24 protein-coding genes are annotated in these 24342 nt (G+C 53.5%); 21 read left to right on the top strand and 3 right to left on the bottom strand.

All coding sequences use genetic code 11. The features are described from left to right. Positions 1–50: 50 nt before the first annotated feature. Positions 51–380: an ASCH domain-containing protein gene (locus FPZ49_RS10305; protein ID WP_144846189.1), complete on the bottom strand. Its 330-nt coding sequence runs from the start codon at positions 378–380 to the stop codon at positions 51–53. Between the two features lie 87 nt (positions 381–467). On the opposite strand from FPZ49_RS10305, the gene FPZ49_RS10300 reads away from it, so the two are divergent. From FPZ49_RS10300 to FPZ49_RS10285, 4 genes are all read left to right on the top strand, one after another. Next, complete coding sequence (locus FPZ49_RS10300; RefSeq protein ID WP_144846187.1) at positions 468–1532, top strand: M42 family metallopeptidase; 1065 nt, start codon at positions 468–470, stop codon at positions 1530–1532. Positions 1533–1566: 34 nt separating this feature from the next. Continuing rightward, complete coding sequence (locus tag FPZ49_RS10295) at positions 1567–3483, top strand: ABC-F family ATP-binding cassette domain-containing protein (RefSeq protein WP_144846185.1); 1917 nt, start codon at positions 1567–1569, stop codon at positions 3481–3483. Between the two features lie 36 nt (positions 3484–3519). Then, positions 3520–4464, top strand: coding sequence for a C39 family peptidase (locus FPZ49_RS10290; RefSeq protein WP_261381346.1), 945 nt, complete (start codon positions 3520–3522; stop codon positions 4462–4464). A 102-nt stretch (positions 4465–4566) separates the two neighbouring features. Beyond that, positions 4567–6180 (top strand): ABC-F family ATP-binding cassette domain-containing protein, encoded by a 1614-nt coding sequence (locus tag FPZ49_RS10285; RefSeq protein WP_144846183.1) that lies wholly within the window; start codon positions 4567–4569, stop codon positions 6178–6180. Between the two features lie 75 nt (positions 6181–6255). Here the strand turns inward: FPZ49_RS10285 and FPZ49_RS10280 are convergent, their stop codons facing one another. Then, the gene (locus FPZ49_RS10280; protein ID WP_144846181.1) at positions 6256–6474 is read right to left on the bottom strand and encodes a hypothetical protein; all 219 of its coding nucleotides are present in this window, start codon (positions 6472–6474) and stop codon (positions 6256–6258) included. A gap of 91 nt (positions 6475–6565) precedes the next feature. On the opposite strand from FPZ49_RS10280, the gene FPZ49_RS10275 reads away from it, so the two are divergent. The 9 genes from FPZ49_RS10275 (at position 6566) to FPZ49_RS10235 (ending at position 13058) form a co-directional block, all read left to right on the top strand. Beyond that, the gene (locus FPZ49_RS10275; protein WP_144846179.1) at positions 6566–6904 is read left to right on the top strand and encodes a thioredoxin family protein; all 339 of its coding nucleotides are present in this window, start codon (positions 6566–6568) and stop codon (positions 6902–6904) included. 36 nt (positions 6905–6940) lie between these two features. Further along, a complete protein-coding gene (locus FPZ49_RS10270; protein ID WP_144846177.1) occupies positions 6941–7321 on the top strand; it encodes a kinase-associated lipoprotein B in 381 nt (126 codons plus the stop codon). 32 nt (positions 7322–7353) lie between these two features. Further along, entirely contained in the window at positions 7354–8754 is a 1401-nt protein-coding gene (locus FPZ49_RS10265; protein ID WP_144846175.1) for a sensor histidine kinase, read from the top strand. Position 8755: 1 nt separating this feature from the next. Then, positions 8756–9421: a response regulator gene (locus tag FPZ49_RS10260; RefSeq protein WP_261381345.1), complete on the top strand. Its 666-nt coding sequence runs from the start codon at positions 8756–8758 to the stop codon at positions 9419–9421. A 129-nt stretch (positions 9422–9550) separates the two neighbouring features. After that, the gene (locus FPZ49_RS10255; RefSeq protein ID WP_144846173.1) at positions 9551–10630 is read left to right on the top strand and encodes a Gfo/Idh/MocA family protein; all 1080 of its coding nucleotides are present in this window, start codon (positions 9551–9553) and stop codon (positions 10628–10630) included. A gap of 7 nt (positions 10631–10637) precedes the next feature. Beyond that, positions 10638–11285 (top strand): trimeric intracellular cation channel family protein, encoded by a 648-nt coding sequence (locus tag FPZ49_RS10250; protein WP_144846171.1) that lies wholly within the window; start codon positions 10638–10640, stop codon positions 11283–11285. Positions 11286–11316: 31 nt separating this feature from the next. Further along, a complete protein-coding gene (locus tag FPZ49_RS10245; RefSeq protein ID WP_144846169.1) occupies positions 11317–11808 on the top strand; it encodes a hypothetical protein in 492 nt (163 codons plus the stop codon). Between the two features lie 121 nt (positions 11809–11929). After that, positions 11930–12664 carry a YhcN/YlaJ family sporulation lipoprotein gene (locus tag FPZ49_RS10240; RefSeq protein WP_261381344.1) on the top strand — a complete coding sequence of 245 codons (735 nt, stop codon included), beginning with the start codon at positions 11930–11932 and terminating at the stop codon, positions 12662–12664. 175 nt (positions 12665–12839) lie between these two features. After that, positions 12840–13058 (top strand): hypothetical protein, encoded by a 219-nt coding sequence (locus FPZ49_RS10235; protein WP_144846168.1) that lies wholly within the window; start codon positions 12840–12842, stop codon positions 13056–13058. A 14-nt stretch (positions 13059–13072) separates the two neighbouring features. On the opposite strand, the gene FPZ49_RS10230 is transcribed toward FPZ49_RS10235, so the two are convergent. Further along, the gene (locus FPZ49_RS10230) at positions 13073–13390 is read right to left on the bottom strand and encodes a winged helix-turn-helix transcriptional regulator (protein WP_144846166.1); all 318 of its coding nucleotides are present in this window, start codon (positions 13388–13390) and stop codon (positions 13073–13075) included. Positions 13391–13684: 294 nt separating this feature from the next. Here FPZ49_RS10230 and purT point away from each other — a divergent pair, with 294 nt between their 5' ends. From purT to FPZ49_RS10190, 8 genes are all read left to right on the top strand, one after another. Beyond that, on the top strand, positions 13685–14881 hold the full coding sequence (gene purT, locus FPZ49_RS10225) for a formate-dependent phosphoribosylglycinamide formyltransferase (protein WP_144846164.1): 1197 nt from the start codon (positions 13685–13687) through the stop codon (positions 14879–14881). Positions 14882–14969: 88 nt separating this feature from the next. Further along, positions 14970–15758, top strand: coding sequence for a TIGR00266 family protein (locus tag FPZ49_RS10220; protein WP_144846162.1), 789 nt, complete (start codon positions 14970–14972; stop codon positions 15756–15758). Positions 15759–15858: 100 nt separating this feature from the next. Then, complete coding sequence (locus tag FPZ49_RS10215) at positions 15859–16137, top strand: hypothetical protein (RefSeq protein ID WP_261381354.1); 279 nt, start codon at positions 15859–15861, stop codon at positions 16135–16137. 106 nt (positions 16138–16243) lie between these two features. Further along, positions 16244–17968: a sensor histidine kinase gene (locus FPZ49_RS10210; RefSeq protein WP_144846158.1), complete on the top strand. Its 1725-nt coding sequence runs from the start codon at positions 16244–16246 to the stop codon at positions 17966–17968. 5 nt (positions 17969–17973) lie between these two features. Next, entirely contained in the window at positions 17974–19518 is a 1545-nt protein-coding gene (locus FPZ49_RS10205; RefSeq protein ID WP_144846156.1) for a response regulator, read from the top strand. 120 nt (positions 19519–19638) lie between these two features. Next, the gene (locus tag FPZ49_RS10200) at positions 19639–20346 is read left to right on the top strand and encodes an ABC transporter ATP-binding protein (RefSeq protein ID WP_144846154.1); all 708 of its coding nucleotides are present in this window, start codon (positions 19639–19641) and stop codon (positions 20344–20346) included. Further along, positions 20330–21385 (top strand): efflux RND transporter periplasmic adaptor subunit, encoded by a 1056-nt coding sequence (locus FPZ49_RS10195; RefSeq protein WP_261381343.1) that lies wholly within the window; start codon positions 20330–20332, stop codon positions 21383–21385. Before FPZ49_RS10200 ends, FPZ49_RS10195 begins: the two co-directional genes overlap by 17 nt. An 11-nt stretch (positions 21386–21396) precedes the next feature. Beyond that, positions 21397–24333: an ABC transporter permease gene (locus FPZ49_RS10190; protein WP_144846150.1), complete on the top strand. Its 2937-nt coding sequence runs from the start codon at positions 21397–21399 to the stop codon at positions 24331–24333. Positions 24334–24342 lie beyond the last annotated feature (9 nt).

Below are 24342 nucleotides of genomic sequence, written 5' to 3'. Positions count from 1 at the left end.
ACGATTCGGCCGTCGTGAGCATAGATACCGCTACACTGTTTTTTGCATGATTAGATGGCGCGGAATTCGTGTACCCATACCTTCATATGCGGAAGCCACGGCATGCCGGCGTGCATCGACAGAATGTAGTTTTTATAGGCTTCCACATTCGGGTAGCCTTCGGTTTGAACTGCTTCGTCCGTTAGCTCGCCAAGCGACTGCTGGTAAACCTTGGTCACTTCGAATTGGCGTCCTTTGAGCTCCATGATTTCGCCGATATCTGCGTAACGTCCGTTACGGCGAGTGGCGGTTTTTTCACCGCTAAGCACCTTTTCGATATCTTCTTCAACGGTTACGAGTCGCTCAATACTACAGGTTTTTGGTGGCAAAGTTTCAGACATAGTGAAGTTTCCTCCTTGATTTTCAGATCCAAACGTAGCTTACACGAAAATAATTCCAGAAGCAAATGATTGAAAAGGGGTTTTCCCATGAAAAATCAAATTAACATGGACTATGTGAACGAAGTGTTACAATGGTTGCTGTCCACGCCAAGTCCAAGCGGCTACTGCCATACGATCATGAACAAGCTGGCGTCGGAAGCTGAAAAACTGGGCTTTCCTCTCGCGTTTACCCCCAAAGGCTGCGGGATCATAACGGTTCCGGGAAAGCAACAAGGTCGCGTGATCGGCTTGTCCGGACATGTAGATACGCTTGGGGCTATGGTACGCTCGATTAAGTCGAATGGCACGCTTCGTTTCACGCTAGTCGGCGGGTTCATGCTGGGCTCCGTCGAAAATGAATACTGCCAAGTACATACAAGAGACGGCCGCGTTTATGACGGAACGATCATGACAAGCAAGCCTTCGGTGCATGTCTATCCAGACGCTCGTGAGCTTAAGCGCGAGGAATCCGTCATGGAAGTGCGACTGGATGAGCGGGTGAAAAATGCAGCTGATGCGACTGCGCTTGGCATTGCGGTGGGAGATCCAATTTCCTTCCAGCCTAGAACGGAGTTTAAAGCGAACGGCTATATCAAGTCACGACACTTGGACGATAAGGCCGGCGTTGCAGCGCTCTTTGGGCTGCTTGAGCTCCTGAAGCGGGAGAACCTTCAGCCGGAGTACACGATCAAAATATTGATCAGCACCTACGAAGAGGTAGGTCATGGAGCCGCGTGGATTCCTCAGGACATCACCGAAATGATCGCTGTGGATATGGGCGCCATGGGCGATGATCTCAGCTGCACAGAATGGGACGTGTCCATTTGTGCCAAGGATTCCTCCGGTCCGTATGACTATGCAATGACTTCGAAGCTGATTGAGCTCGCTAAGCGGGACGGCTTGTCGTACGCGGTGGACATCTACCCGCAATACGGCTCGGATGCATCGGCTGCGCTGCGCGGCGGGAGCAATATTCGCGCAGCATTGATCGGTCCTGGCGTGCATGCTTCACATGCCATGGAACGTACACATGTGGATGGTATCCTACATACAACGGCGCTGCTGGCGGCCTACGTCACGGAACCGGCGAAAGAATACGGCAGCGGAAATTAGTTAGCAACCAGCAAGAAGAGAGGAACACCAGTAAATGAACATTTTAACAGTGGAAGAGTTATATAAAAGCTACGGCGAGAAGGTGCTGTTCGACGACGTCCATTTTCAAATTAATGAGAAAGAACGAATCGGGCTCGTTGGAGTCAACGGGACAGGGAAGTCGACGCTGCTCAAGGTCATGGCGGGTCTGGAGCCGCTGGAAAAGGGCAAGTTGATCCATGCCAATCACTTTCGGGTGGAATATTTGCCGCAAAATCCGGTGTTCGAGTCGGATTCAACGGTGCTGGAGCAGGTGTTTCACGGCGAAACTCCGCTGATGCAAGCGCTCAGAGAGTATGAATGGGCACTGGCCGAGCTGCAGCTCGCGCCGGAGGACGAGAAACGTCAAGCGAAGCTCTTCACCGCTCAGCAGCGCATGGATGCGACTGGAGCATGGGAAGCATCGACCATCGCCAAAACGGTTTTGACCCAGCTGGGAATTCGCGATTTTGGGCAAAAGGTCGGTACGTTGTCCGGAGGGCAGCGCAAGCGGGTAGCGATGGCTCGGGTGCTGATCCAGCCGGCGGACTTGCTCATACTCGATGAGCCGACTAACCATATCGATCATGAGACGGTCGAGTGGCTGGAGGAGTTTTTGAGCAAATGGAAAGGGGCCTTGCTGCTCGTCACGCATGACCGCTACTTTCTGGATCGGGTGACGAACCGAATTTTCGAGCTGGATCGAGGCAAGCTGTACAGCTACGAAGGAAATTATGCCGCCTTCCTGGAAAAGAAAGCAGACCGACTGGAACGGGAAGCAGCGGAGGAAGATAAGCGGCAAAACCTGCTGCGCCGTGAGCTGGCCTGGCTGCGACGAGGCGCTAAAGCTAGAACCACGAAGCAAAAGGCTCGCGTGGAACGAGTCGTTGCATTGCGCGACAAGAAGGTGGACGGTCCGTCTGCCCAATTGGAAATGGCACTCGGTGCCAGCCGGCTCGGGAAAAAAATCATGGAGCTGGAGGACGTCTCCAAGTCATTCGGCAGCCGCAAGGTGCTCGATAACTTCAGTTATATCGTTCTCCCTGAAGATCGGGTGGGCATCATTGGCCCAAACGGAACCGGCAAATCCACATTGCTCAATATGCTGGCAGGGAGAATGATGCCGGATCACGGAACAATCGACGTCGGTCCGACCGTGAAGCTCGCATACTATACACAGGAAGCCGTCGAGATGGACGAGAAGATGAGGGCGATCGATTACATCAAGGAAGCTGCGGAAGTGATCCACACGACATCAGGCGAGGCAATCACGGCAGCGCAAATGATGGAGCGTTTCCTCTTTTCGCCATCGCAGCAATGGACTCCGATTGGCAGGCTTTCCGGCGGTGAGAAGCGGAGATTATACCTGCTGCGTACTCTGATGGGCGAACCGAATGTGCTCCTGCTGGACGAGCCTACAAATGATTTGGACATTCAAACGCTGACGGTGCTGGAGGAATATTTGGAGGATTTTCCAGGGGTCGTTATTACTGTATCCCATGACCGGTATTTCTTGGACCGGACGGCAGATCATTTATTCGTGTTTGAAGGCGACGGAAGGGTTCGACGGTTCTTTGGGAATTACACGGAATACATGGACGTGCTGAAGACGGAGCGGCAGGTGGAAGAGCAAGCGCGAAGAGAACAGAAGGCGGCGGAGCCGGGAGTGAATGATCCGAAGCGGGATGCGAATCGTCCACGCAAGCTTTCTTTTAAAGATCAGAAGGATTGGGATGAGATCGAAGGCCGGATCGCAGGACTGGAAGAGCGACTCTCCCAGATCAAGTCGGAGATCGAAAAGGCTGGGAGCGACTACGGTAAGGTGCAGACGCTATTCCATGAGGAGCAGGAGCTGAACGCCAAGCTCGAGCAAGCCATGGACCGCTGGACGGAGCTTTCCGAGCTGGTCGAACAAATCGCGAATAACAAGTAATAGGGCTGAGACTGTTGCAGCAAGGAGGGGGATCAAATGAAAAACGCGAAGTGCTGCGCCCTGCTGATGGGAGCGATGTTTATGCTTGGAGGCTGTGCATCCAGTACAGTAGATGAGGCATATTTACCAACGAACACGGCAGTGGCAGTACAATCAACGATTAAGCCTGCCATCATCCCCCTCTCCAATGATCAAACCGATGATGACAATCCGATTAACTTCGAGCTGACACCCTACACGGCGTGGCAGGACGCTATTTTCATAGGCGCGTTCCCTGAGTATGAAGCTGCTGTGGGAGAAGCCAAGCATTTTGCCGGATCGTCTGTCCAATTTAAGAAAAGGCCGATCTGGTCCAACGTCGAGCCTGCCGGAGAAGCGCTGATCGATGCACCGCTGATCTATCAGATGCCGGAGCTGGAACGAGGCTGTGAAGTGACGAGTCTGGCCATGCTGCTCCAGCATGCCGGCATCAATGTAGACAAAATGACGCTGGCGGCGGCCATTCACAAAGATTCGACACCATTTACGATCAAGGATCACATGATTCATTTTGGCAATCCGAATGACGGCTTTGTTGGCGATATGGCCACGTTCGAGGAGCCGGGCTACGGCGTCTACCATCAGCCGGTCAAGGAGCTTGCGGAAACCTATCTGCAAGGGCAAATTATCGATGCCACGGGCGCCGAGTTCGATGACCTGTACCATTTTCTAGATCAAGGCGTTCCCGTATGGGGGATTGTGAACATGGACTATGTAGAGTTGGATGACGATGCGTTCGAAACTTGGGATACGCCTGAGGGGACGATGGATATCACGTATCGGGAGCATTCGGTGCTGGTCACAGGGTATGACGATCATTATATTTATATTAACGATCCGCTGGGAGAAGAAGAACGAACGGAAAAGGCGGATTTCATCGCCGCGTGGAACCAAATGGGCCGACAGGCGATCACGTATGTAAAATTTTCGCAACAAAGCTGACAGGTGTTGGGAACCAAGCGGTACTTATGCTATACTATATGTTTGGAAGCGGTATTGATTATAAGGCTTTAGTCTACAACTAGGAAAGTGGGTAATTTTTTCATGATTACGGTTACGGGTGTCACATTAAGATACGGGAAACGTGCTTTGTTCGAGGATGTTAACATTAAGTTTACTCCAGGCAACTGCTATGGCTTGATCGGAGCGAACGGTGCAGGCAAATCGACGTTCCTGAAAATTTTGTCCGGCGAAATGGAGCCAAACAAAGGCGAAGTCAGCATTACTCCGGGTGAACGGATGGCAGTATTAAAACAGAACCATTTTGAATATGACGAGTTTCAGGTGCTTCCAACAGTTATCATGGGGCATGCTCGTTTGTTTGAAATTATGGAAGAGAAAAATGCGCTGTACGCCAAACCGGATTTCTCCGAGGAAGACGGCATGCGCGCGGCGGAGCTGGAAGGCGAGTTCCAGGATCTTGAAGGCTGGCAGGCGGAGTCGGATGCGGCTGAGCTGTTGATCGGTCTGGGCATTCCGAAGGATCTCCACGATGTGCAGATGAAAGAGCTGGACGGCAACCAGAAGGTCCGCGTCCTGTTGGCGCAAGCGTTGTTCGGTAATCCGAATATTCTGCTGCTCGACGAGCCTACGAACCATTTGAACATTGAGTCGATCAACTGGCTGGAGAACTTCCTGGCCCGTTATGAAGGCACAGTCATTGTTGTATCCCATGACCGTCACTTCCTGAACCAGGTATGTACACACATCGCGGATATCGACTTCGGCAAAATCCAGCTGTATGTCGGTAACTATGATTTCTGGTACGAGTCCAGTCAGCTGGCGCTCAAGCTGGTGCGCGAATCGAATAAAAAAGTCGAAGAGAAGCGTAAAGAGCTGGAAGAGTTTATTCGCCGATTCAGCGCCAATGCGTCCAAGTCCAAGCAAGCGACCTCCCGTAAAAAGACGCTGGAGAAGCTCACCCTCGAGGATATCAAGCCATCGACGCGTAAATATCCGTTTATCAAGTTTACTCCAGAGCGCGAAGCAGGCAAGCAGCTGCTGCAGGTGGATCGGATCTCCAAGACAGTGGACGGCCAGCTCATGCTGAACAATGTCAGCTTTACCGTCAACAAAGGCGACAAAATCGCGCTGGTCGGCCCGAACGGGATTGCCAAAACGACCCTGTTCCAAGTGCTCATGGGCGAGTTGGAGGCGGATGCTGGTGAGTATAGCTGGGGGGTTACGACTACGCAAGCGTATTTCCCTAAGGACAACTCCGAGTACTTCAACACGGATATCAACCTCGTGGATTGGCTGCGCCAATATTCGAAGGATCAGGATGAATCGTATCTGCGCGGGTTCTTAGGCCGCATGTTGTTCTCCGGTGAAGAAGCGCTGAAAAAAGCAAGTGTGCTGTCCGGGGGCGAGAAGGTGCGCTGCATGCTGTCCAGAATGATGATGACGGGCGGCAACGTACTCATCTTGGATGAGCCGACGAACCATTTGGATCTCGAATCCATCACCGCGCTGAATAATGGCTTGATCGATTTTGACGGAACGATGCTGTTCGTATCCCATGACCATCAGTTCGTCCAAACGATCGCGAACCGAATCATCGAGATCACACCAAACGGTATGATCGACAAAATGATGACCTACGACGAGTATTTGGCGAATGACGACGTGAAGAAGCAGCGCGAAGCGCTCTACGTGTAACGCTAAAAAAGGATGAGACGCTGTCCTCTTACGACGACGGCGCTCATCCTTCTTTTCCATACGCCCAGGTAAAGCTTAGCTTCCTCCGGTACGACGGCGCTGGTTATTCGGCTTTTTGTTGTTCTGGCTGCGCATGACCGCGTCATTGCCGGCACGCATTTGGCCTCCGCCCTTGCCTTCGGCCTGTGCTTGTTTCTTCTGTGCAAGCTTGTTCTTAATGGCATCCGCCAAACTCATCTTGCGGGGTTCTTCCGCAGTTACGGACGTTTCGTTTGTATTAGGGGAATCTGACATTTTCTACACCTACCCTGATCTTAATAATTCCATAATACTGATTTGTGAGTTCGGAAGCAATACTCTCCGAATGAAAGGGAGGTACTAGTCTGTGCAGCTGCAGGAATGGAGCGAAGAGCAGCTCAAAAATTGGACGGCCGAGTCTAGGACCGGTCAAGGGAACAGCGAGCTTGAAGTCCCGATACGCTTTGTGTTTTTTTACACTCCGCTTTGCGGCACTTGTAAAGTCGGGGAACGGATGCTGGAGGTCGTGCTGGAGCTGAACCCGATGCTGCCGCTCGGCAAATGCAACGTCAATGCTTGCCGCACCTTGCCCTATGAGTGGCAAATTGAAAGCGTACCCTGCTTGCTTCGCTGGGAACAGGGACAGGTGCAAGCCAAGCGGTACAGGCTTTCTGCAGTCGATGAGTTATATCGTTTTATGAGTTAAGCGACGATCAATGACAATAATTGTAATCCATAGGAGATGATCACGATGCTTCAAGCAGGAGACTTAGTAAGAGCCGCATACAAAACAGGGGAATATATCGGTGAGATTGTCGAGCAGACCTCCCCGATGAAAGCCGCAGTCAAAATATTGTCGGTCATCAAGCATCCGACGCAAGGCGATTTACATAATCCTTCGAACCCGGATGTGCCGTTCTTTCATCAGCGTCGTGCACTGGCTCATCAAGAAATTGCGCTGATGCCGCTCGATACGATTCGGCCATACAGCGGTGAGGTGCCGGAATACAAAGCGTCACTGCATGCGGCGCTGCATCGCGATATGGAGCAGCTTCAGCGGACGATCCGGTTTGCAGAGCGATGCCTGGAGGAGCTGGAGCAGCTCAAGAAAGAATATAACTAATCGCTGCAGCGTAGTCGGAGTGTGATTTTCAAATGCTGTTTGTGCTTATCGGGCTTTGGGTGATCGGACTGCTCTTGCTGCTGACCGACCCGAAACGGACGACGACCCGCTGGATCAGCTGCATTGCATTTACGGGCGGCTCCGGCGGCTTATCGGCCGTCATTGCGGACGATATCGTTCCGCTGGCGCAGAGTCACCTGGTGCTGTCAGATCGAATGGCGAGCGCTCTGTACACGGCGGAGCTGGCCAGCTCCCTCCTTTGTTATTACGGACTTCCTTACACGTTCATCATGTTCGCGATTCATTATTATCCGAACTACGCTTTGTGGAAGCCGTCATGGAAGCGGTTCATTCCGTGGCTTCTGCTCCTTCCGATCGCGGTATCCTTCCTGTTCGAACCACGCCCGGGGGATCCGATTCCGTACATTTTTGTATCCTTTTGGACGACGCCTTATATTTTAGCCGGGATCGTGCTTCTCATCCTGTCGGTGCGAATGGAGCGGAACTCCTTTTTACGAAGAAGCCGGTTGCTCACGACCGCTGCAGCTGCGCCGACGTTGTTTTTCTCCATGTTCACCTTATATCTTCTTCCGGCATACTTTCATTTATATGAGCTGTGGCGCTACAACGCGGGGGCGATTGCGATCACACTTGCGATTATCGTGGGGTCCAGCTTTCGTTACGGGTTCATGGGCCTGCAAATTTCCATCCAAAACCAGAAGCTCGATTACACGTTGAGAGCGATTACGTCGGGAACGTCCATTTTGAACCACGCCATCAAAAACGATGTGGGCAAAATCCGACTGTTCAGCGACAAAATCAAAGCGGATGCATTAGCCGGGCAATCGTCACCGGAGCAGGTGGTGCAAGATATCGAAGTGATCATGGCGGCCTCGCAGCACATTTATGACATGATCTATCGAATCCATGGCCAAACCCAGGAAGTGGAACTGAAGCTCGAAGTCATTCGACCCGCCGAAGTGTTAAGCCAATGCTTACGGATGCTGTCTCTTGATCTGCGGAACATTCAGGTGCAGGAATTCTATGCTTTCGATGGGGAAATGCTTGGCGACAGAGCGCAGCTGACCGAGGTTTGGACCAACGTAATCAGCAATGCCGTGGAAGCAATGCCTCAGGGGGGCAGCTTGACGGTGCGGTTGACGGAAACGAAGCGCAAAGTGGTAGTCGAGATCAAGGATTCCGGATCCGGGATGAACGCTCAGCAGCTGAAGCGGGTATTCGACCCCTTTTACACCACCAAGGGCGGAAAAAAATTAAACTTCGGCTTAGGCCTATCCTACTGCTATACTATTGTACAAAAGCATAAAGGCGCGATGAGCATGGACAGTAAGCCCGGGCAAGGCACGAGTGTATTCATGCAGTTTCCCAAGCTGACTCGGGCGGACGCGAGGAAAGGAGAGACATGGACCTAAGATGACGATTGAAGCGGCAAAAATACGTGTATTTCTTTGTGAGGACGATCCGGATTGGCTCAGAGGCTTGGTCAGCTATTTAAAAAAGGAGCCGGACTTTGAGGTGATTGGGCACGCGTCGAGCGGTCCGGAGGGGGTCACGTTCTTGGAGCAGCACGAGGCGGATGTCGTCCTCATGGATATCATGATGTCTGATAACCCCGAAGGGCTGTGGGCTGCCGCCGAGATCGTCAAATGCAGCGGTGCCCGGGTGATCATGCTTTCGTCGATGGAGGAGAAGGAATTCATTTTCGAAGCATTCAAAGCCGGTGCAGTAGATTACATGGTGAAGTCGGATTTCAGCGAAATCCCTCAAGCGATTCGAGGTGCGTTCCAGAAGCGCAGCAGCATTCATCCGAGTGTGGCGGAGAAGATGCGCGAAGAATTTCGCCGCCTGAAGCAGCTGGAGCAGGAAGTGCGAATGAAGGAGCTCAAGGCGCTTTTGACCCCAACCGAGCTGCAGGTGCTGGACTTGATCGAGAAGGGGCATACCCAGACGCAGATCGCAGACAAATTCGTTGTTTCGATCCGGACGATCAAGGTGCACGTGGGCAACATTCTCAAAAAGCTCGGCGGTAAAAGCAGCAAAGAAGCGGCGCAAAAAGCTAAGGATATGGGCATTTTGTAAACGAACGGCAGTCTGGTGCTCCCTACCGGCTGTTGTTTTTTTGCATATACCATGAGGACGAGCTTTTATGGTATAGTAGGAGCAGTTTGAGTTGGGAAAATCATGGCAAAGCTAATGGAGGTAGAGAACATGGGAGCAAATGACAAGATTCAAATCGGCGTGATCGGTGCCGGCAATATCGGGAACGTACATATCCAGGAGTTTAGAAAATTGTCTGATCAAGCTGCCATTGCCGCAGTGACGGACGTATACCAGCCTCTCGCGCAAGAGCGGGCAAAGACCTACGATATCCCAAAGGTGTACGAATCGTATCATGAGCTGATTCAAGATCCAAGCATCGACGCCGTGATTATCGGGGTACCGAACGAGGCGCATGCTCCGGTCGCGATAGAAGCTCTGAATGCCGGCAAGCACGTGCTGTTGGAGAAGCCGATGGCGGTCAATGCGGCATCCGCGAAGGAGATCGTAAAGGCGCACCAAAAATCCGGCAAAACGCTCATGATGTCGCACCAGATGCGCTGGGAGCCGCTCAATTTGCAGGTGAAGGAACAAATCGACAAGGGCGCTTTGGGAACCATTTACAATGTCAAAACCGGCTGGCTTCGCCGCAAGGGCATTCCGGGCTGGGGCACTTGGTTTACTCAGATGTCCAAATCAGGCGGCGGTCCGCTGATCGATATCGGCGTGCATATGCTCGACCTGTCGCTCCATTTGATGGGCAATCCGAAGCCTGTGTCCGTGTTCGGAACGACCTATGCTGAGTTCGGACCGAAGAAGCGCGGGATCGGAACCTGGGGCAAGCCGGATTGGAACGGTACGTACGATGTAGAGGATTTGGCGACGGCGCTGATTAAGCTGGAAAATGGCAGCACGTTGACACTCGATGTCAGCTGGGCGGCGAATACGGATTTTGTAGACAATGGTCCTTATGTTTACCTCATGGGTTCCGAAGGTGGTGCATCGCTGCGCGGCAATAAAGGTCGGCTGCATACCGAGCTATTTGACCGGATCGCGGATGTCGAGTTAACCGTTCCGCAGAACGATGAAGGTGCGCGGGTACGCTTGTCCCGTCATTTTCTTGAATGCGTTAGAGAGGGCAAAGAGCCGATCACCTCGGCGATGTCCGGTCTGACGAATAGCTTAGTGCTTGAGGCGATTTATGAATCCTCCAGAACAGGGAATGTAGTCACATTAGATTGGAGTCTGTAATGTAGCTATGGAAGGCTTGTTTGAGATTAATCTGCAATTATTTAGCGTTATAGGTACGATTGCGTTCGCGATTTCGGGCGCGGTCGTCGCCATGGAAGAAGACTACGACATCTTAGGCGTATTCGTACTGGCCCTCGTCACCGCATTCGGCGGCGGGGTCATTCGAAATTTGCTGATCGGAGTTCCGGTGACGACGCTATGGGAGCAGGGGGTGGCGCTCAAAACCGCGCTGCTGTCGGCGTTCTTGGTGTTTATCTTCCCAGTCAGCTGGATTCGCAAGTGGAAAACGTGGGAAGCCTTCTTTGATGCACTCGGGTTGTCCGCGTTTTCGATCCAAGGCGCGCTCTACGCGACGAAGATGAATGTGCCGCTGAGTGCCGTGATGGTAGCAGCGATGCTCACAGGAATCGGCGGAGGGATCATCCGCGACGTGTTGGCCGGCCGCAAGCCGCTGGTGCTTCGCGATGAGATTTACGCGGTTTGGGGGATGCTAGCAGGCTATGCCATTGGGCTTGGCTGGGCCAAAAGCTCGATTGAGCTGCTGGTGCTGTTTGTAGTGGTAGTAGCCTTCCGGATGCTGTCCGTGCAATTCAGGTGGCGGTTGCCTAGGCGCTCGCTTCGCCTGCACGAGAAGCCCGTGCCTAAACGGAGCTAACCAGCTACAACATGGAGGTGGCTTACGATATATGAATACATCTTGGCACGCTTGGAAAAAAGTACCTTCCGAGTCGATCGCTGAGCGGCTGGAAACCGTTCGTGCCCTGCAAGAAGATGGGCATGAGCAGTATGAAATCGCCAAGGATCGGGAGACGGGGGAGCATTATCTGCATTATGCCTACCTGCATCGGAATTTTGCGGCCGTCGGGCCCGCGGCTGGTCAGGAGGAAGTGTTCCATCAGCTGATGCCGCTGGACAGTGATGATGTGCTGGCCATTATGTTTAGTGATGCGCCTTACACGTATCCGCAGCATTGGCAGAAGCCGTTTTTGCGCAACGGTCCTGAAGGAGCCTACGTCTGGTTTGATCCGTCTTACGCGGCGGAGGAAGCTCAGAACGAGGCTTTAGGTCAGGAGCTGGCCGAACAGCTTCGGCGCTTCAAAGAAGCCGGTCAAGTATCGGAGGATGCGGTTCGTAAGCTATTGGAGCGGTTGGACGACGACAACAACAAGAAATCATAATCCAAGAAGCCTTTCTACAGCATGCCGCGGAAAGGCTTTTTTCTTGTTCTGCTGCATAATTTGCCCACAATGATTCATCCTAAGTGGGAATGCGGTGAAGGAACAGGAGAGTGAACTATTCATGCCAATTGCAATCAGCCAGCAGCACCGGATCATGCTCGCAGCGGTCATCGGGTGCATGGCCCTGCTTAATGCTTGTGGAAGCAATCCATCGGAAACCGGGCGTACGGGAAGCGGGACGGTAGATATGAAGCAGCAATCCTTGCATGATCGGGATTCCCGGAATAACGAAGACAACAGCTTGGGCGTGAAGACAAAGTGGGTGAAGGAGCAAAATCAGCCTCAAGGGCGTGAATATGGCGGCCGGACGCAGCTGGATATGACGAACCCACATTTGTCAAAGACGATGGCCTTTACGCCCCAGATCGCTAATCGCGTGCAGCAGATGCCTGGAATACAATCCGCCCAAGTGCTGCTCACGGAAATGAACGCCTATGTGGCAGTCGTATTGAACGGCCACAATCCGGATGCGGAAGCCTCGCCTGAGGTCAGTCAATCCAGAATAACCTCGAATGGCGGTGCCGGGCTGTTCGGAACGGATCAATCGCCGAACCGGATCAGTTGGACGGAGTCGGGAGGGCTGTCGTACCGGACGGCGGACGAAATCAGCAAGCAGGTGCTGGGGATGGTGCCGACCAACATTCAGCAGGTGTATGTATCGGCGAACCCGAATTTTGTGCAGCGAGTCAAGGTGTATGCGGAGGAAGAGCAGAAGGGGGCGCTAGGCAGCTACCTGAACGAATTTAACACGATGGTGCAGCATGTCTTCCAGCGCGATACAAATACACGCAAATAAGGGATCCGTCAGCAAACGAATCGCCTCCTTCTGGGTGCAGCTCCTTGCAGCAGCATAACCGGGGGAGGCGTTCTGTCGTTTATAGTGCTAGCTGAATGGAAGGAGGGAAAAATGGCAATACCAAGAAAGACACACTACATGTCGTGTGTCTTTCTCTGGAAGGATGTGCCGTTCGATGAACAGCTGTTACAAGGTCCGTGCTTGCTGCAGTATGTCAAGCTGTGACAATGTCTATCACCAAGATGTGATCCGGACGATCAATCATGAATCTTCTTTTGCGCTTGCGATGGCATTGAACGAACGGGCGGATGAGCGAAAAGGGTGCCCTTCGTGCGGCGAGCCGCTTTTCTATTATCCTGTGGCTTCGATGGAGGAAGTCCTGCATTACGAGTAGCAGAAGCTAAGTCGTTAGTCTACCCAGGCTTCGCCCCAGCTTTGCACGGCCTCCATGACGGGCTCCAGCGCTTTGCCTTTTTCCGTGAGCTGGTACTCGATGCGTACAGGCGTCTCGGGGTACACGTGGCGGCTGATCAGGCCACAGGCCTCGAGCTCCTTGAAGCGCTCCGCCAGCATTCGGTCGCTCATGCCCGGAATCATCTCCGATATATCCTTAAACCGGCAAGGTCCTCGCAGCAATGAACGGATGATGAGCCCGGTCCAGCGTTTGCCGAGAATTTCGAAAGCCGCTTCGAATTTGGGACACATTTGGTGCAGATGATCTGCCATAGTATTCACCTCTTCTTTAAATGTATTTTAACATAAGCTACTTGACAAAGGTAAGTTTTTTTGTATACACAAACTAAAAAAAAGTAATCTACTTTCATTTTAGCGTATATTCAATAATTTCTCCACTTTTCGACGCGGCCATGCAAAATTCTGTTGAAAAATCGATGTAATTACAGTATAACATCGTTAGGCGACAGGAAATTTTGCAGCTTATTCTATTGGAGTAGGTAAATGCAGGCTGACAACTGACACCGTTGAATCGATACAACAGTTGCAATGAGGAGGAATTCATTTATGTACGGAGCCCCTTTATCGGGACAAGCGAAGAAAATGATGCTGCTCGGCTCTGGCGAGCTTGGCAAAGAAGTAATTATCGAAGCGCAGCGGCTGGGCGTCGAAACGATTGCGGTAGACCGCTATGCATCCGCACCTGCCATGCAGGCAGCGCATCGCTCTTACGTCATTAATATGCTGGACGGCGAGGAACTGCGCAGGCTAATCGAGCAAGAGAAGCCGGATCTGATCGTACCGGAGATCGAAGCGATTGCAACGCCGACGCTCGTAGAGCTTGAGCAAGAAGGCTACCACGTCGTGCCTACAGCGAACGCGGCGCGGCTGACGATGGACCGGGAAGGGATTCGCCGGTTAGCGGCTGAAACACTTGGACTTCCGACGGCAGGCTACGCGTTTGCCGACAGTCTGGACGAGCTGCGGGCTGCTGTAGCTCAGATCGGAACGCCTTGCGTGATCAAGCCGATCATGAGCTCCTCCGGCAAAGGCCAGAGCGTCTGCCGTACCCCGGAAGACGTCGAGCAGTGCTGGAACTATGCGATGGAGGGCGGCCGTGCGAAGAAAACGCGAGTGATCGTCGAAGAGTTTATCCGTTTTGACTCGGAAATTACACTGCTGACGGTTCGATCCGTCTCCGGAACTACATACTGCGCCCCGATCGGACATATTCAAAAGGATGGCGACTATATTGAGTCTTGGCAGCCTCATGCGATGAGCGAGCAGCAAATCCAAGAAGCGCAGCGGATTGCAGGCGCGATCACTGAGGCGCTGGGCGGAGCAGGCTTGTACGGCGTCGAGCTGTTCCTCGCACCGGACAAAGTGTATTTTAGCGAGGTGAGCCCAAGACCTCACGATACGGGAATGGTGACGATGGTCACACAGGATTTGTCTGAGTTTGCCTTGCACGTACGGGCGATTCTCGGCTTCCCGATCCCGACGATTCGTCTCTTGACCCCAGGGGCCTCCTACACGCTAAAAGCAGACCGGGAAGCAAGTGCAGAGGAATTCCGCATAGGCGGTCTGGAGCAAGCTCTGGCTGTACCGAATTCGCAGGTCCGTGTGTTCGGCAAACCGGAAACGAAGTTCGGTCGCCGGATGGCGGTGGCATTGAGCTCGGCGGATACCGTGGATGAAGCGCGGAAGCAAGCGGCTGAAGCTGCGTCCCACCTGCGAATCGAGTATGCTGCGTTGAAACTTTAAACCTGCTCTGTCGTATGATCATGCATGGAGCAGCTCTGTTTGGCAGAACGGATCTGATCGATCTTGAATTGGCAGAGGAGTGGACGTTATGAACGCACATGAAATTGATTACCAAATCAACGGCTCGGAAATGCAGTATGTCGAAATCGAGCTGGATCCGGGTGAAAGTGTTGTAGCTGAAGCCGGAAGCATGATGATGATGGATCAAAGCATACAAATGGAAACGATTTTTGGCGATGGCAGCGATCAAGGAAAAGGCCTAATGGGCAAGCTGTTCGGCGCGGGCAAGCGGCTGTTAACCGGCGAGAGCTTGTTTATGACCGTGTTTACGAACCGAGGCCGCGGCAAAGAGCGGGTCAGCTTCGCATCCCCTTATCCCGGCCGAATATTGCCGATGGACTTATCCATGCTAGGCGGAAAATTGATTTGCCAAAAGGATGCCTTCCTCTGTGCGGCGAAGGGCGTATCGGTCGGAATCGATTTTCAGCGGAAGCTGGGCACCGGATTTTTCGGTGGCGAAGGCTTTATTATGCAAAAAATCGAGGGCGACGGCCTCGCATTCGTTCATGCTGGCGGCGCGATCTGCGAGCGTGTGCTGCAGCCTGGCGAGATGATTCGCGTGGATACCGGGTGCCTGGTGGCCATGACGCAGGACGTTGATTACGACATCGAATTCGTGAAGGGGATTAAAACGGCCATTTTCGGCGGTGAAGGCTTGTTCTTTGCTACGCTGAGAGGACCGGGCCGCGTATGGATTCAATCGCTGCCGTTCAGCCGTTTGGCAGACCGGGTGCTGAGCGCAGCGGGACCTGGCGGCCGGAAAGAGGAAGGCAGTATTTTGGGCGGACTCGGCAATTTGCTTGACGGAGACCGATAAAAAGCGATATCATTCATAGTACGCATGGTTGATTACTGACAAGGTTTGCCACGAAACAACCATAGATACGCTGATGAGATCATTATATATGTTGAAAGAGGTGCTGAACTTGGCATACAATCCGCAAGTCGTCGATGCCAAAATCGTCAGTAACAATCCCAAGAACGGATTGTTTGAAGTCGTAACGCAACTGAAAGACCGGACCGTTTGCCGTCTGACGTTTGGTAAAGATGCGGCAGGTGTAGCCGTGCCTACTCATATTAGCCGTCTTTTGAAGGAGCCTTGCCCGGTTTGCCGGAAGGATTTCCTGTGCAACTGTATGTCCCGCTACAAAGAAACGATTTCTTCCCAAGCGCTTAGTTTGACAGGAACGCCATAAGGCGATAGCTTGGAATGACAACCCATGAGCTCCATAGCTCATGGGTTGTTTCCTTACCTAACGATTAAAACGACTAGTAACGACTTACCGTGGGAGACGGAAGACTATGCTGCGTTTGCTGATTTATCTAGGCATCATTTGTCTATTGATTTTCTCCGGTACCGCAGCGCTCCTCTATTGGCAATCAGTATCTGCCGCTCGCGAGCAGGAGGAGAAGCAGGCTAGATTGTGGCATGAGCAAGCCTCGCAGCGAATCGAGCAGTCGATGGGTGAGTTGGACCGGATGGTGAAGACGCTTTCAGGCGATTGGGCGGTTCGACGATTTGCCGAAACCGGGCTAAGCCGGGAGTCGGCGGAGGAAGCGGCGCTGCGCGACTATTTGGATGCGCTGATTAAGCAGCAGGCTCAGCAATGGAGCTATATTAATGAGCTGTGCCTCACTCAAGACAGCACAGGCCTCTCGCTCTGCAATCAGCCGGCCGCGGGAGGGAAATCGCTGGCGTCCAGACGCTTGCCGGCATTATCTCGCAATGAAAGGCTGCTATTGCCTGTGACGACGGACTCGATGGAGGAGAATGCCCGCGAGCATGAGCTGATTTATGCGGCGCCATTGTTTGAGCGGGGCACGAGCATCGTCAAAGGCACGCTGACCCTCTCTTTAAATGCGTCCAAGCTGCTGAAGGATGCTGTGAGTGATCGTGTATTTCGCCGCTTTGCGGTGATCGATGAGCAGGGCCAGCTGATCTACGGCTTAGAACCTTCAGCTACCAAGGCCGAGGTCTGGGCAGCAGCGGGTGAACGCAAAGGCGAGTTCCAGCAATGGGACAGTGGACGATACATCTCGCAAAAGCGACTCGGCATCCCTTACGTCTCCTGGTATTCAAGAGCCGAGCTGATCCCTGCACATTCTTTTGCAGATCGGAACCGTGTGGTGCTCCTTCTACTGCTGTTTACGTTGGTGCTGGCGCTTCTGTTTACCGCAAGTGCATTTTTGTATAAGCGTCTTTACATGACTCCTGTAGCGCAGCTGCGCGGCTTGATGAAGCGGGCGGAGCTGGGGGATCTCAAGGCCTATTGGGTGAGCAAGCATGGGAACGGATTGCAGGAGCTCGGTGAGAGCTATAACCAGATGCTGAACCGGCTGGAGGAGCTGATCAAGCAAGTCAAACGAGAAGAAGCGCTGAAAAAAGAGGCCGAGATGGAAGCGCTGCAATATCAGCTGAATCCGCACTTTTTGTACAATACGCTCAATACGATCAAATGGGTGGCCAAGCTGCACAAAACTCCGCAAATTTCGGAAGCCGTGACGGCGCTGGTCCGGCTGCTTCAAGCCAGCTTAGGGAAAAAGGGCGATTTCATAACCGTTCGAGAGGAAATTGGGCTGCTTCAGGATTATATGGAGATCCAGCGTTTCCGCTACGGGGATAAAATTCAATTGATCTGTGAGATGGAGCCAGCTTCAAAGGAGTGCCTGCTGCCCTGCATGCTGCTGCAGCCTCTGGTGGAGAATGCGATTGTTCATGGGATCGAACCGGGGAAGCGGGAGGGCCGGATTGCGGTTCGGATTCACGTCGATGTGAGCCGCGGCCTGCTCCTTTGCGAAGTAGAGGATAACGGGGTGGGCATGACCGAGAGCGCGCAAGGGACAATGGAGCTGGAGCCGCCTGCTGGCCCCCGTGTTCGAGAACGGATGACCGGCATCGGTCTCAAGCATATTCGTGAAAAAATCCGGCTGTATTACGGCAGCGGTTACAACATGCACATCGTCAGCAAGCCGGGGGAAGGCACGACGATCCGGCTCACGCTTCCGATGCATCAAAGCGGGGGATAGCGAAGGTGAACGTACTGATTGTAGATGACGAGCCGATTATTCGCCAGGTGCTGAGGACCATGATCGATTGGGAGTCGGAGGGGCTGGCTTGGTACGGCGAAGCGGAGGACGGGCTGGAGGCCTGGGATGCGCTTCAGAAGGGCGAGATCGATATCGTTGTGACAGATATTCTCATGCCTCGCATGGACGGCTTAGAGCTCGTTCGCAAGCTGGAGCAGGAGCAGCTCGATGTGGCGGTTGTCGTGCTGAGCTGTCTGGACGATTTTCAAGTCGTGAAGGAAGCGATGAAGCATGGGGCTGGCGACTATATTTTAAAGCCGACGATGGAGCCGGAAGGCTTAACCGTGGTGCTGCACGAGGCCAAGGAAGCGCTGGTGCGCAAGCGAACCGAGGCGGCGGAGCGCAACCGCTGGCGGGAGCAGCTGGAGCAGTCACGCCCGACGCAGACAGGGCTCTATCTTCGCAGGCTGCTGGAGGAAGAGCCGCCACTGGAAAAGGATGAACAGCTGCGAAGCCTCTGCGGCACAAACTCAACCGACACCGCAGCTTTCGTCAGCTGTATGATTCATTTGTCATCGGACCTCAACTGGTCATCGGCAAGCGGAGCCTTTCCCGATGCCATTGCCCTGATGTCTTGGACGGAGCGCCAAGGGATGGTGCTTTATCTCGACTCTGCTGCAGCGCAGGACATCACAGCGCATGTTCGGGGGCAGCTGCAAGCACATGGGGGTCCCCGGGTGTCGGCTGGCGAAGTCGATAGACCTCATTTTTTTATATCTTCCGTTAGTGGTATTCATAATCTAGTGGAACTACAGGCTGCCCTAGAGCAGCATCAGCTGGAGTGGGAGCGCTATTTCTACGCGGGCAGCGCCGACACAGCAAGGGACGGTCGCTTACCGCAGGAGGAGAAGCACAATTTGCTTCGGGCGCTTGCAGCGGCGAACTCGGAGGCGGCCCTTCACTGGCTGCGGGAGATCGCTCATCGAATTGCGGCGGAGCGCCCGCAGGTAGCGAGGGTGTATGCCTTTTATCAAGAGCTGCTCAGCCTGGCCGCGGCCTTCGCTCAGCAGTACAATGAAGCGCTGGATTTGGAGACCTATGAGGAAGCGTATCTCCATTCTGATAGCGTGCCGAATCATTTACAGCTGGAGCCCTTAGCCCAGTTCACCGAATCGGCCATCCTCCATCTGATCACGCTTCAAAGTGGCATGGGCTCGGACGTGATGACGTCACGCAATCCGTTTATCCGCAAAGCGTATGAGTATATGCAAGCCCACTACCATTTGCCGGTCAGCACGACGGACATCGCAGATCATGTTCGGCTAAGCCGCAGCTATTTGAGCGATCTGTACAGCAAAGAAACGGGCGAGCCGCTATCGGAAGCGTTGACGCGGATTCGTATGCAGGCCGCCAAACGCATGCTGCAGGATGGCAGCCGGAAGGTGTATGAGATCGCGGAAGCGGTCGGCTTTCATGATGCCAAAGCATTTGCTAAGACGTTCAAAAAACTGGTTGGCTGCACACCAAAGGAATTTGTAGATCGCGAGTAAAACGATCGGAATCGAACAAAAAGACTCCTTTTCCAACAAATAGGAGTCTTTTTTTATGCGCTGGAACACAGTAGAGTTAATAAAGTGAACGCTTACAATCGAAGAAGGAATGTGATCGCAATGACAATTCCATACCGGGGGATGGACATCGAACCGATCATCGAAGCGGTGGGCATCACCCGTACGTTCGGCAAAGGCACGGCCGCAGTCCACGCGCTGCGCGGGGCGAATCTCCGCATCGCACCGGGCCGGCTGGTGGCGCTCAAGGGGCGTTCCGGCTCGGGCAAAACGACGCTGCTCAACATGCTCGGATCTCTTGATCGGCCGACGGAGGGCGCGATTTATTTTAACGGCCACGAACTGACCGGCTGGTCGGACAAGCAGCGCAATGAGTGGCGGCGTACGCAGCTGGGCCTGATTTTTCAATCGTTTGCTCTCGTTCCCTATATGTCTGCTTATGAGAACGTCGAATTCGGGCTGCGCATTGCCGGGGTGGCCTCCTCCAAACGGCGTGACTACGCCGAGCAGGCGCTCGATTTCGTCGGCTTGAAGCCGCGGATGAAGCACCGTCCCTTCGAGATGTCCGGGGGGGAGCAGCAGCGCGTAGCGATTGCCAGGGCGATTGCTCATCGTCCCTCGTTGCTGCTGGCTGACGAGCCTACAGCGGAGCTGGACAGCCGGATGGGGCTGCAGGTGATGAAGGTGTTCAAGGATTTGGTGCAGCAGGAGAAAATGACGATTATACTCACGACGCACGACCCGGCGATTATGGAAATCGTCGATCAAGTGTATGCATTGGAGGATGGACACATTGTGGAAGAAGCCTAATGGGGCCGGTATCGGTGCCCGTAAGCTGTGGGGACCGCTGGCGTGCACGGTGACGCTGACTGCGCTTTTATCCGGATGCAGTCTGCTCCCGAAGGAAGAGGAGGCGTTGAAGCCTCCGCTCGTGAAGCCGGTGAAGGAAAATTTTGAGCTCTACGATGTGAAAAAGGGAAGCGTGACGAAGGCGGTCACTGGTGTAGGGACGTTTGCATCGGATCGGCTGCAATATTTGTTTTTTATTGAATCGGGCGGGCGACTGGCGACGATGAACGTCGGGCTGGGGTCCGAGGTGAAGGCCGGAGATGTGATCGCTTCGATCGAGACCGGGGATTTGATCAGTCGGGTTCGTCAGCAGGAGCTGGTGCTGGAGAAGGCCAATATCGCGCTGGAGCAGACGAAGGATGAGAAGCGCGGCGACGCCATGTCGATTCGGATGAAGGTGCTCGACGTGCAGAAGGAGCAGATTCAGCTGGATATGCTCAATGCCCAGATGAAGCGGGCCAAGCTGGTGTCGGATGTAAGCGGGATCGTAACCTACATTGATCCGATTAAGCAGGGGGATGTGGTTCAGGCTTATAAGCAGCTGGTGACGGTATCCGATCCGACGAAGATGAAGCTCGTTTACGAATTCACGAACATCACGGATTTGACCGGGATTCAGATCGGTATGGACGCGGATGTCAAAATCAAAAACAAGCTGTATAAAGGCACCGTGGTGCAAATTCCAGCCACTGCTCCGACATCCGATGTGAAGGCCGTCAACGATAAGAATGCCAAAACGGTAGCGATCAGCGTAGCGGATTTGCCGGGGGACGTGACGATTGGCAGCAACGCAGACATTACAATCGTGACCGAGAAGCGGGACGGCGTGCTGGTTATCCCGAAGGTGGGGCTGCGATCGTACATGGGACGCGATTATGTGCAGGTGCTCGAAGGCGACAGCCGGAAAGAGATTGATGTGGAAAAAGGGATCGTGTCCGCCACCGAAGTGGAAATCCGCAAGGGGCTAAAGGAAGGCCAGAAGGTGATTTTAAACAATTGAGGTGACGCTTCGTGGCGTTATTGGTCATGATGATCCGTAAGATGGTCAAAAACAAATGGCTGGAGCTCAGCTTGCTGCTCGGCCTGGTCATTTCCGTGGGGCTCGCGAGCAGTATGCCGATCTATACGAATGCGATTTTGCATCGGCTGCTGATTAAGGATTTGGAGCTTTTGCAAACGGACACACAGCAATATCCTGGCATCCTATGGACCTCCATCTACTCCAGTGCGGAGAACGGGGTGGAGGATAACGTCAAAAAGCTGCGCGAAGCGGATCGCTTCATGACAGAGCAGCTTCACCCGCGTCTAGGCCTGCCTTTAAAGACCTATGTGATTGAACGGGCGACCGATCGCTTTGCTATGCTGCCTGTTGACCCGACCCGGGTGGATGACAAGGTGAACCGTCCGGTGGACATCGTCGCGATGAGCGAGATGCAGGAGCATGCCGTGCTGAAGGATGGGGTCTGGCCGCAAAAAGAGCCGGTCAACGGGGAATACGAGGTCGTGGTCGTAGAGGATGCGTTAAGCAACCTAAAGCTCGTTGTCGGCAACGAATTTGTCATCTCCGATGAAGGCGTGACGCCGCTGAAGTTTAAAGTGGTAGGTGTCATTGATCGGAAATCATACGACGACCTGTACTGGTACAACTACATGTCCAGCTATCGGGGCAGCTTCCTGATCCCATTTGAAACGTTCGAAAAGTCATTTATGGAAGAGCAGCAGCTGTTTGTGCGGTCGTCCATCTGGTATACCGCCGTGGATTACACCAAGATGACCCTGAATTCGATCCCGATCTTCAGCTCCTGGTATGCGGGTACGGAGAACTTTTTGGGCGAGCGGTTTGCCAATGTGTCTATGAAAGCGCCGGCGCTGCAAACCATGGGTGGCTATTACGTCAAGGAAGAACGGCTGAAGCTGATGCTTTGGTCGCTCAATGTGCCGGTGATGATCATGCTGGCCTACTACCTCTTTATGGTGTCGAACCTGATTACGGAGCGGCAAAAAACGGAGATCGCTGTCCTGCGCAGCCGTGGGGCGAGCCGATTTCAGATCGTCGCCAGCTATTTGATCGAGGGGCTGATGCTGGGAGCCATTGCGCTTGCTGTCGGACCTTATGTCGGTCTGATGCTGACGAAGGTGCTCGGTGCCTCCAACGGCTTCCTGGAGTTCGTTCAGCGCGCAGCACTGAAGGTAGAGCTTACGCGAGATGCGTATCAATACGGCCTCATTGCCGTGCTGTGCTCGGTTGCGATGACGATCCTTCCGGTTCTCTTTGCTACTAGAGCGACGATTGTCGGTCACAAGCAGCAGATGGCGAGGCAGCAGAAGCAGTCGTTTTGGCACAAATATTTTGTCGATGTGGTGCTGGTTGGGATCGCGATCTACGGCTTGCAGACCTTCCAGCGGCGAATGAACGATTTGCAGTCGTTAGGTTTAGACGCAACCGATTTGCGTATCGATCCGCTGCTGTTTCTTGTACCGGCGTTGTTTATTCTGGGCTGCGCTTTCCTACTGCTGCGGATTTATCCTTTTCTCATCCGACTCTTGTACGGCATCGGGCGCAAGTGGTGGCCGCCGTCGCTGTACTCGACTCTGCTGCAGGTAGGGCGCTCGACGACGCAGTATCAAGCCATCATGGTATTTCTGAGCGTTACGCTGGCTACAGGAATGTTTAGCGCCAGTGCGGCGCGGACGATTAATAAGAATTCCAGCGAAAAAATTCTGTACGGCAATGGCGCGGACATTATGATGCAGATCAAATGGGAGGACGATGCGCCGCCCCCGGGCATGGAGGATCAGCAGCCGGATGCCTCAAGCGATGAGGATGGCACCCCTGCGCCTGTAGTGATCCCAGCGGTGAAAAAGAAAATACAGTTTTCGGAGCCGCCATTCTTGCCCTTGACGCAGCTTCCCGGTGTGGAATCGGCGGCCAAGGTGTTCGTGAAAAAGGACGCGGCGATTACATCAGGTAAAAACAAGGATACCGCGACCATCATGGGCATCGATACGGATGCCTTTGGTCAGACCGCTTGGCTGCGCAATGGGCTGCTCGATCATCATCTTAACGATTACCTGAACCTGATGGCGGTGGATCCTTCCGCGGTGCTGATCTCTAGGTCGATTGCGGACCAATTCAACCTCAAGCCTGGAGACCATATCTACGCCGGCTGGAGCGGGGTGGAGGCCGCCATGTTCAATATTTACGGCATTATCGATTACTGGCCATCGTGGAATCCGAATCCGAACTTTAGCGATAAATCGGCCACGAGCAGTGCTGGTACAGCCGCGAACAAAAATGCGAAGACCTCGACCAAGGTCAAATACCCTATGCTCATCGTCGGGCATTTATCGTTTATACAGAACAATCTGGCGCTGGAGCCTTACGATGTTTGGTTGAAGCTGAAGCCGGATGCGAGCAGCCAGCAGCTGTATCAATCGCTCGAGGATAAGAACATTCCCGTCACGAAGCTGAACGATGCCAAGCAACTGCTGATCCGCGCGAAAAACGATCCGTTCCAGCTCGCCATTAATGGGGTTATGACGCTAGGGTTTCTAATCTCGATCATTATCAGCTTCTTCGGCTTCCTGCTGTACTGGATTTTGTCGCTGTCCGGCCGCGTGCTGCAGCTTGGTATTCTTCGCGCTATGGGGATCTCATTCCGCCAGCTGATGATCATGCTGGTGGGCGAGCAGCTGCTGACCTCCGGTGCGGCCATTGCCATCGGTGTGCTGCTGGGCAACACGGCCAGCCGGCTGTTCGTGCCGATGTTCCAGCTGTCCCTGCAGACGTCGTCTCAGGTGCCGCCGTTTCAGGTTACCTTCGATCCTCGAGACCAGCTGCAGCTCTTTATTATCGTCGGCTTCATGCTGTCGATTGGACTGTTCATCCTCGGCTCGATGCTGTCCCGCATCAAAATCCACCAAGCTGTCAAGCTTGGTGAGGACTAAGAGGGAGGC

It is taken from the genome of Paenibacillus cremeus (assembly GCF_007786445.1).
Classification (GTDB): domain Bacteria; phylum Bacillota; class Bacilli; order Paenibacillales; family NBRC-103111; genus Paenibacillus_G; species Paenibacillus_G cremeus.
Note: the sequence above shows the minus strand (reverse complement) of the source record. Positions and strands in the feature narration are given on the sequence as shown.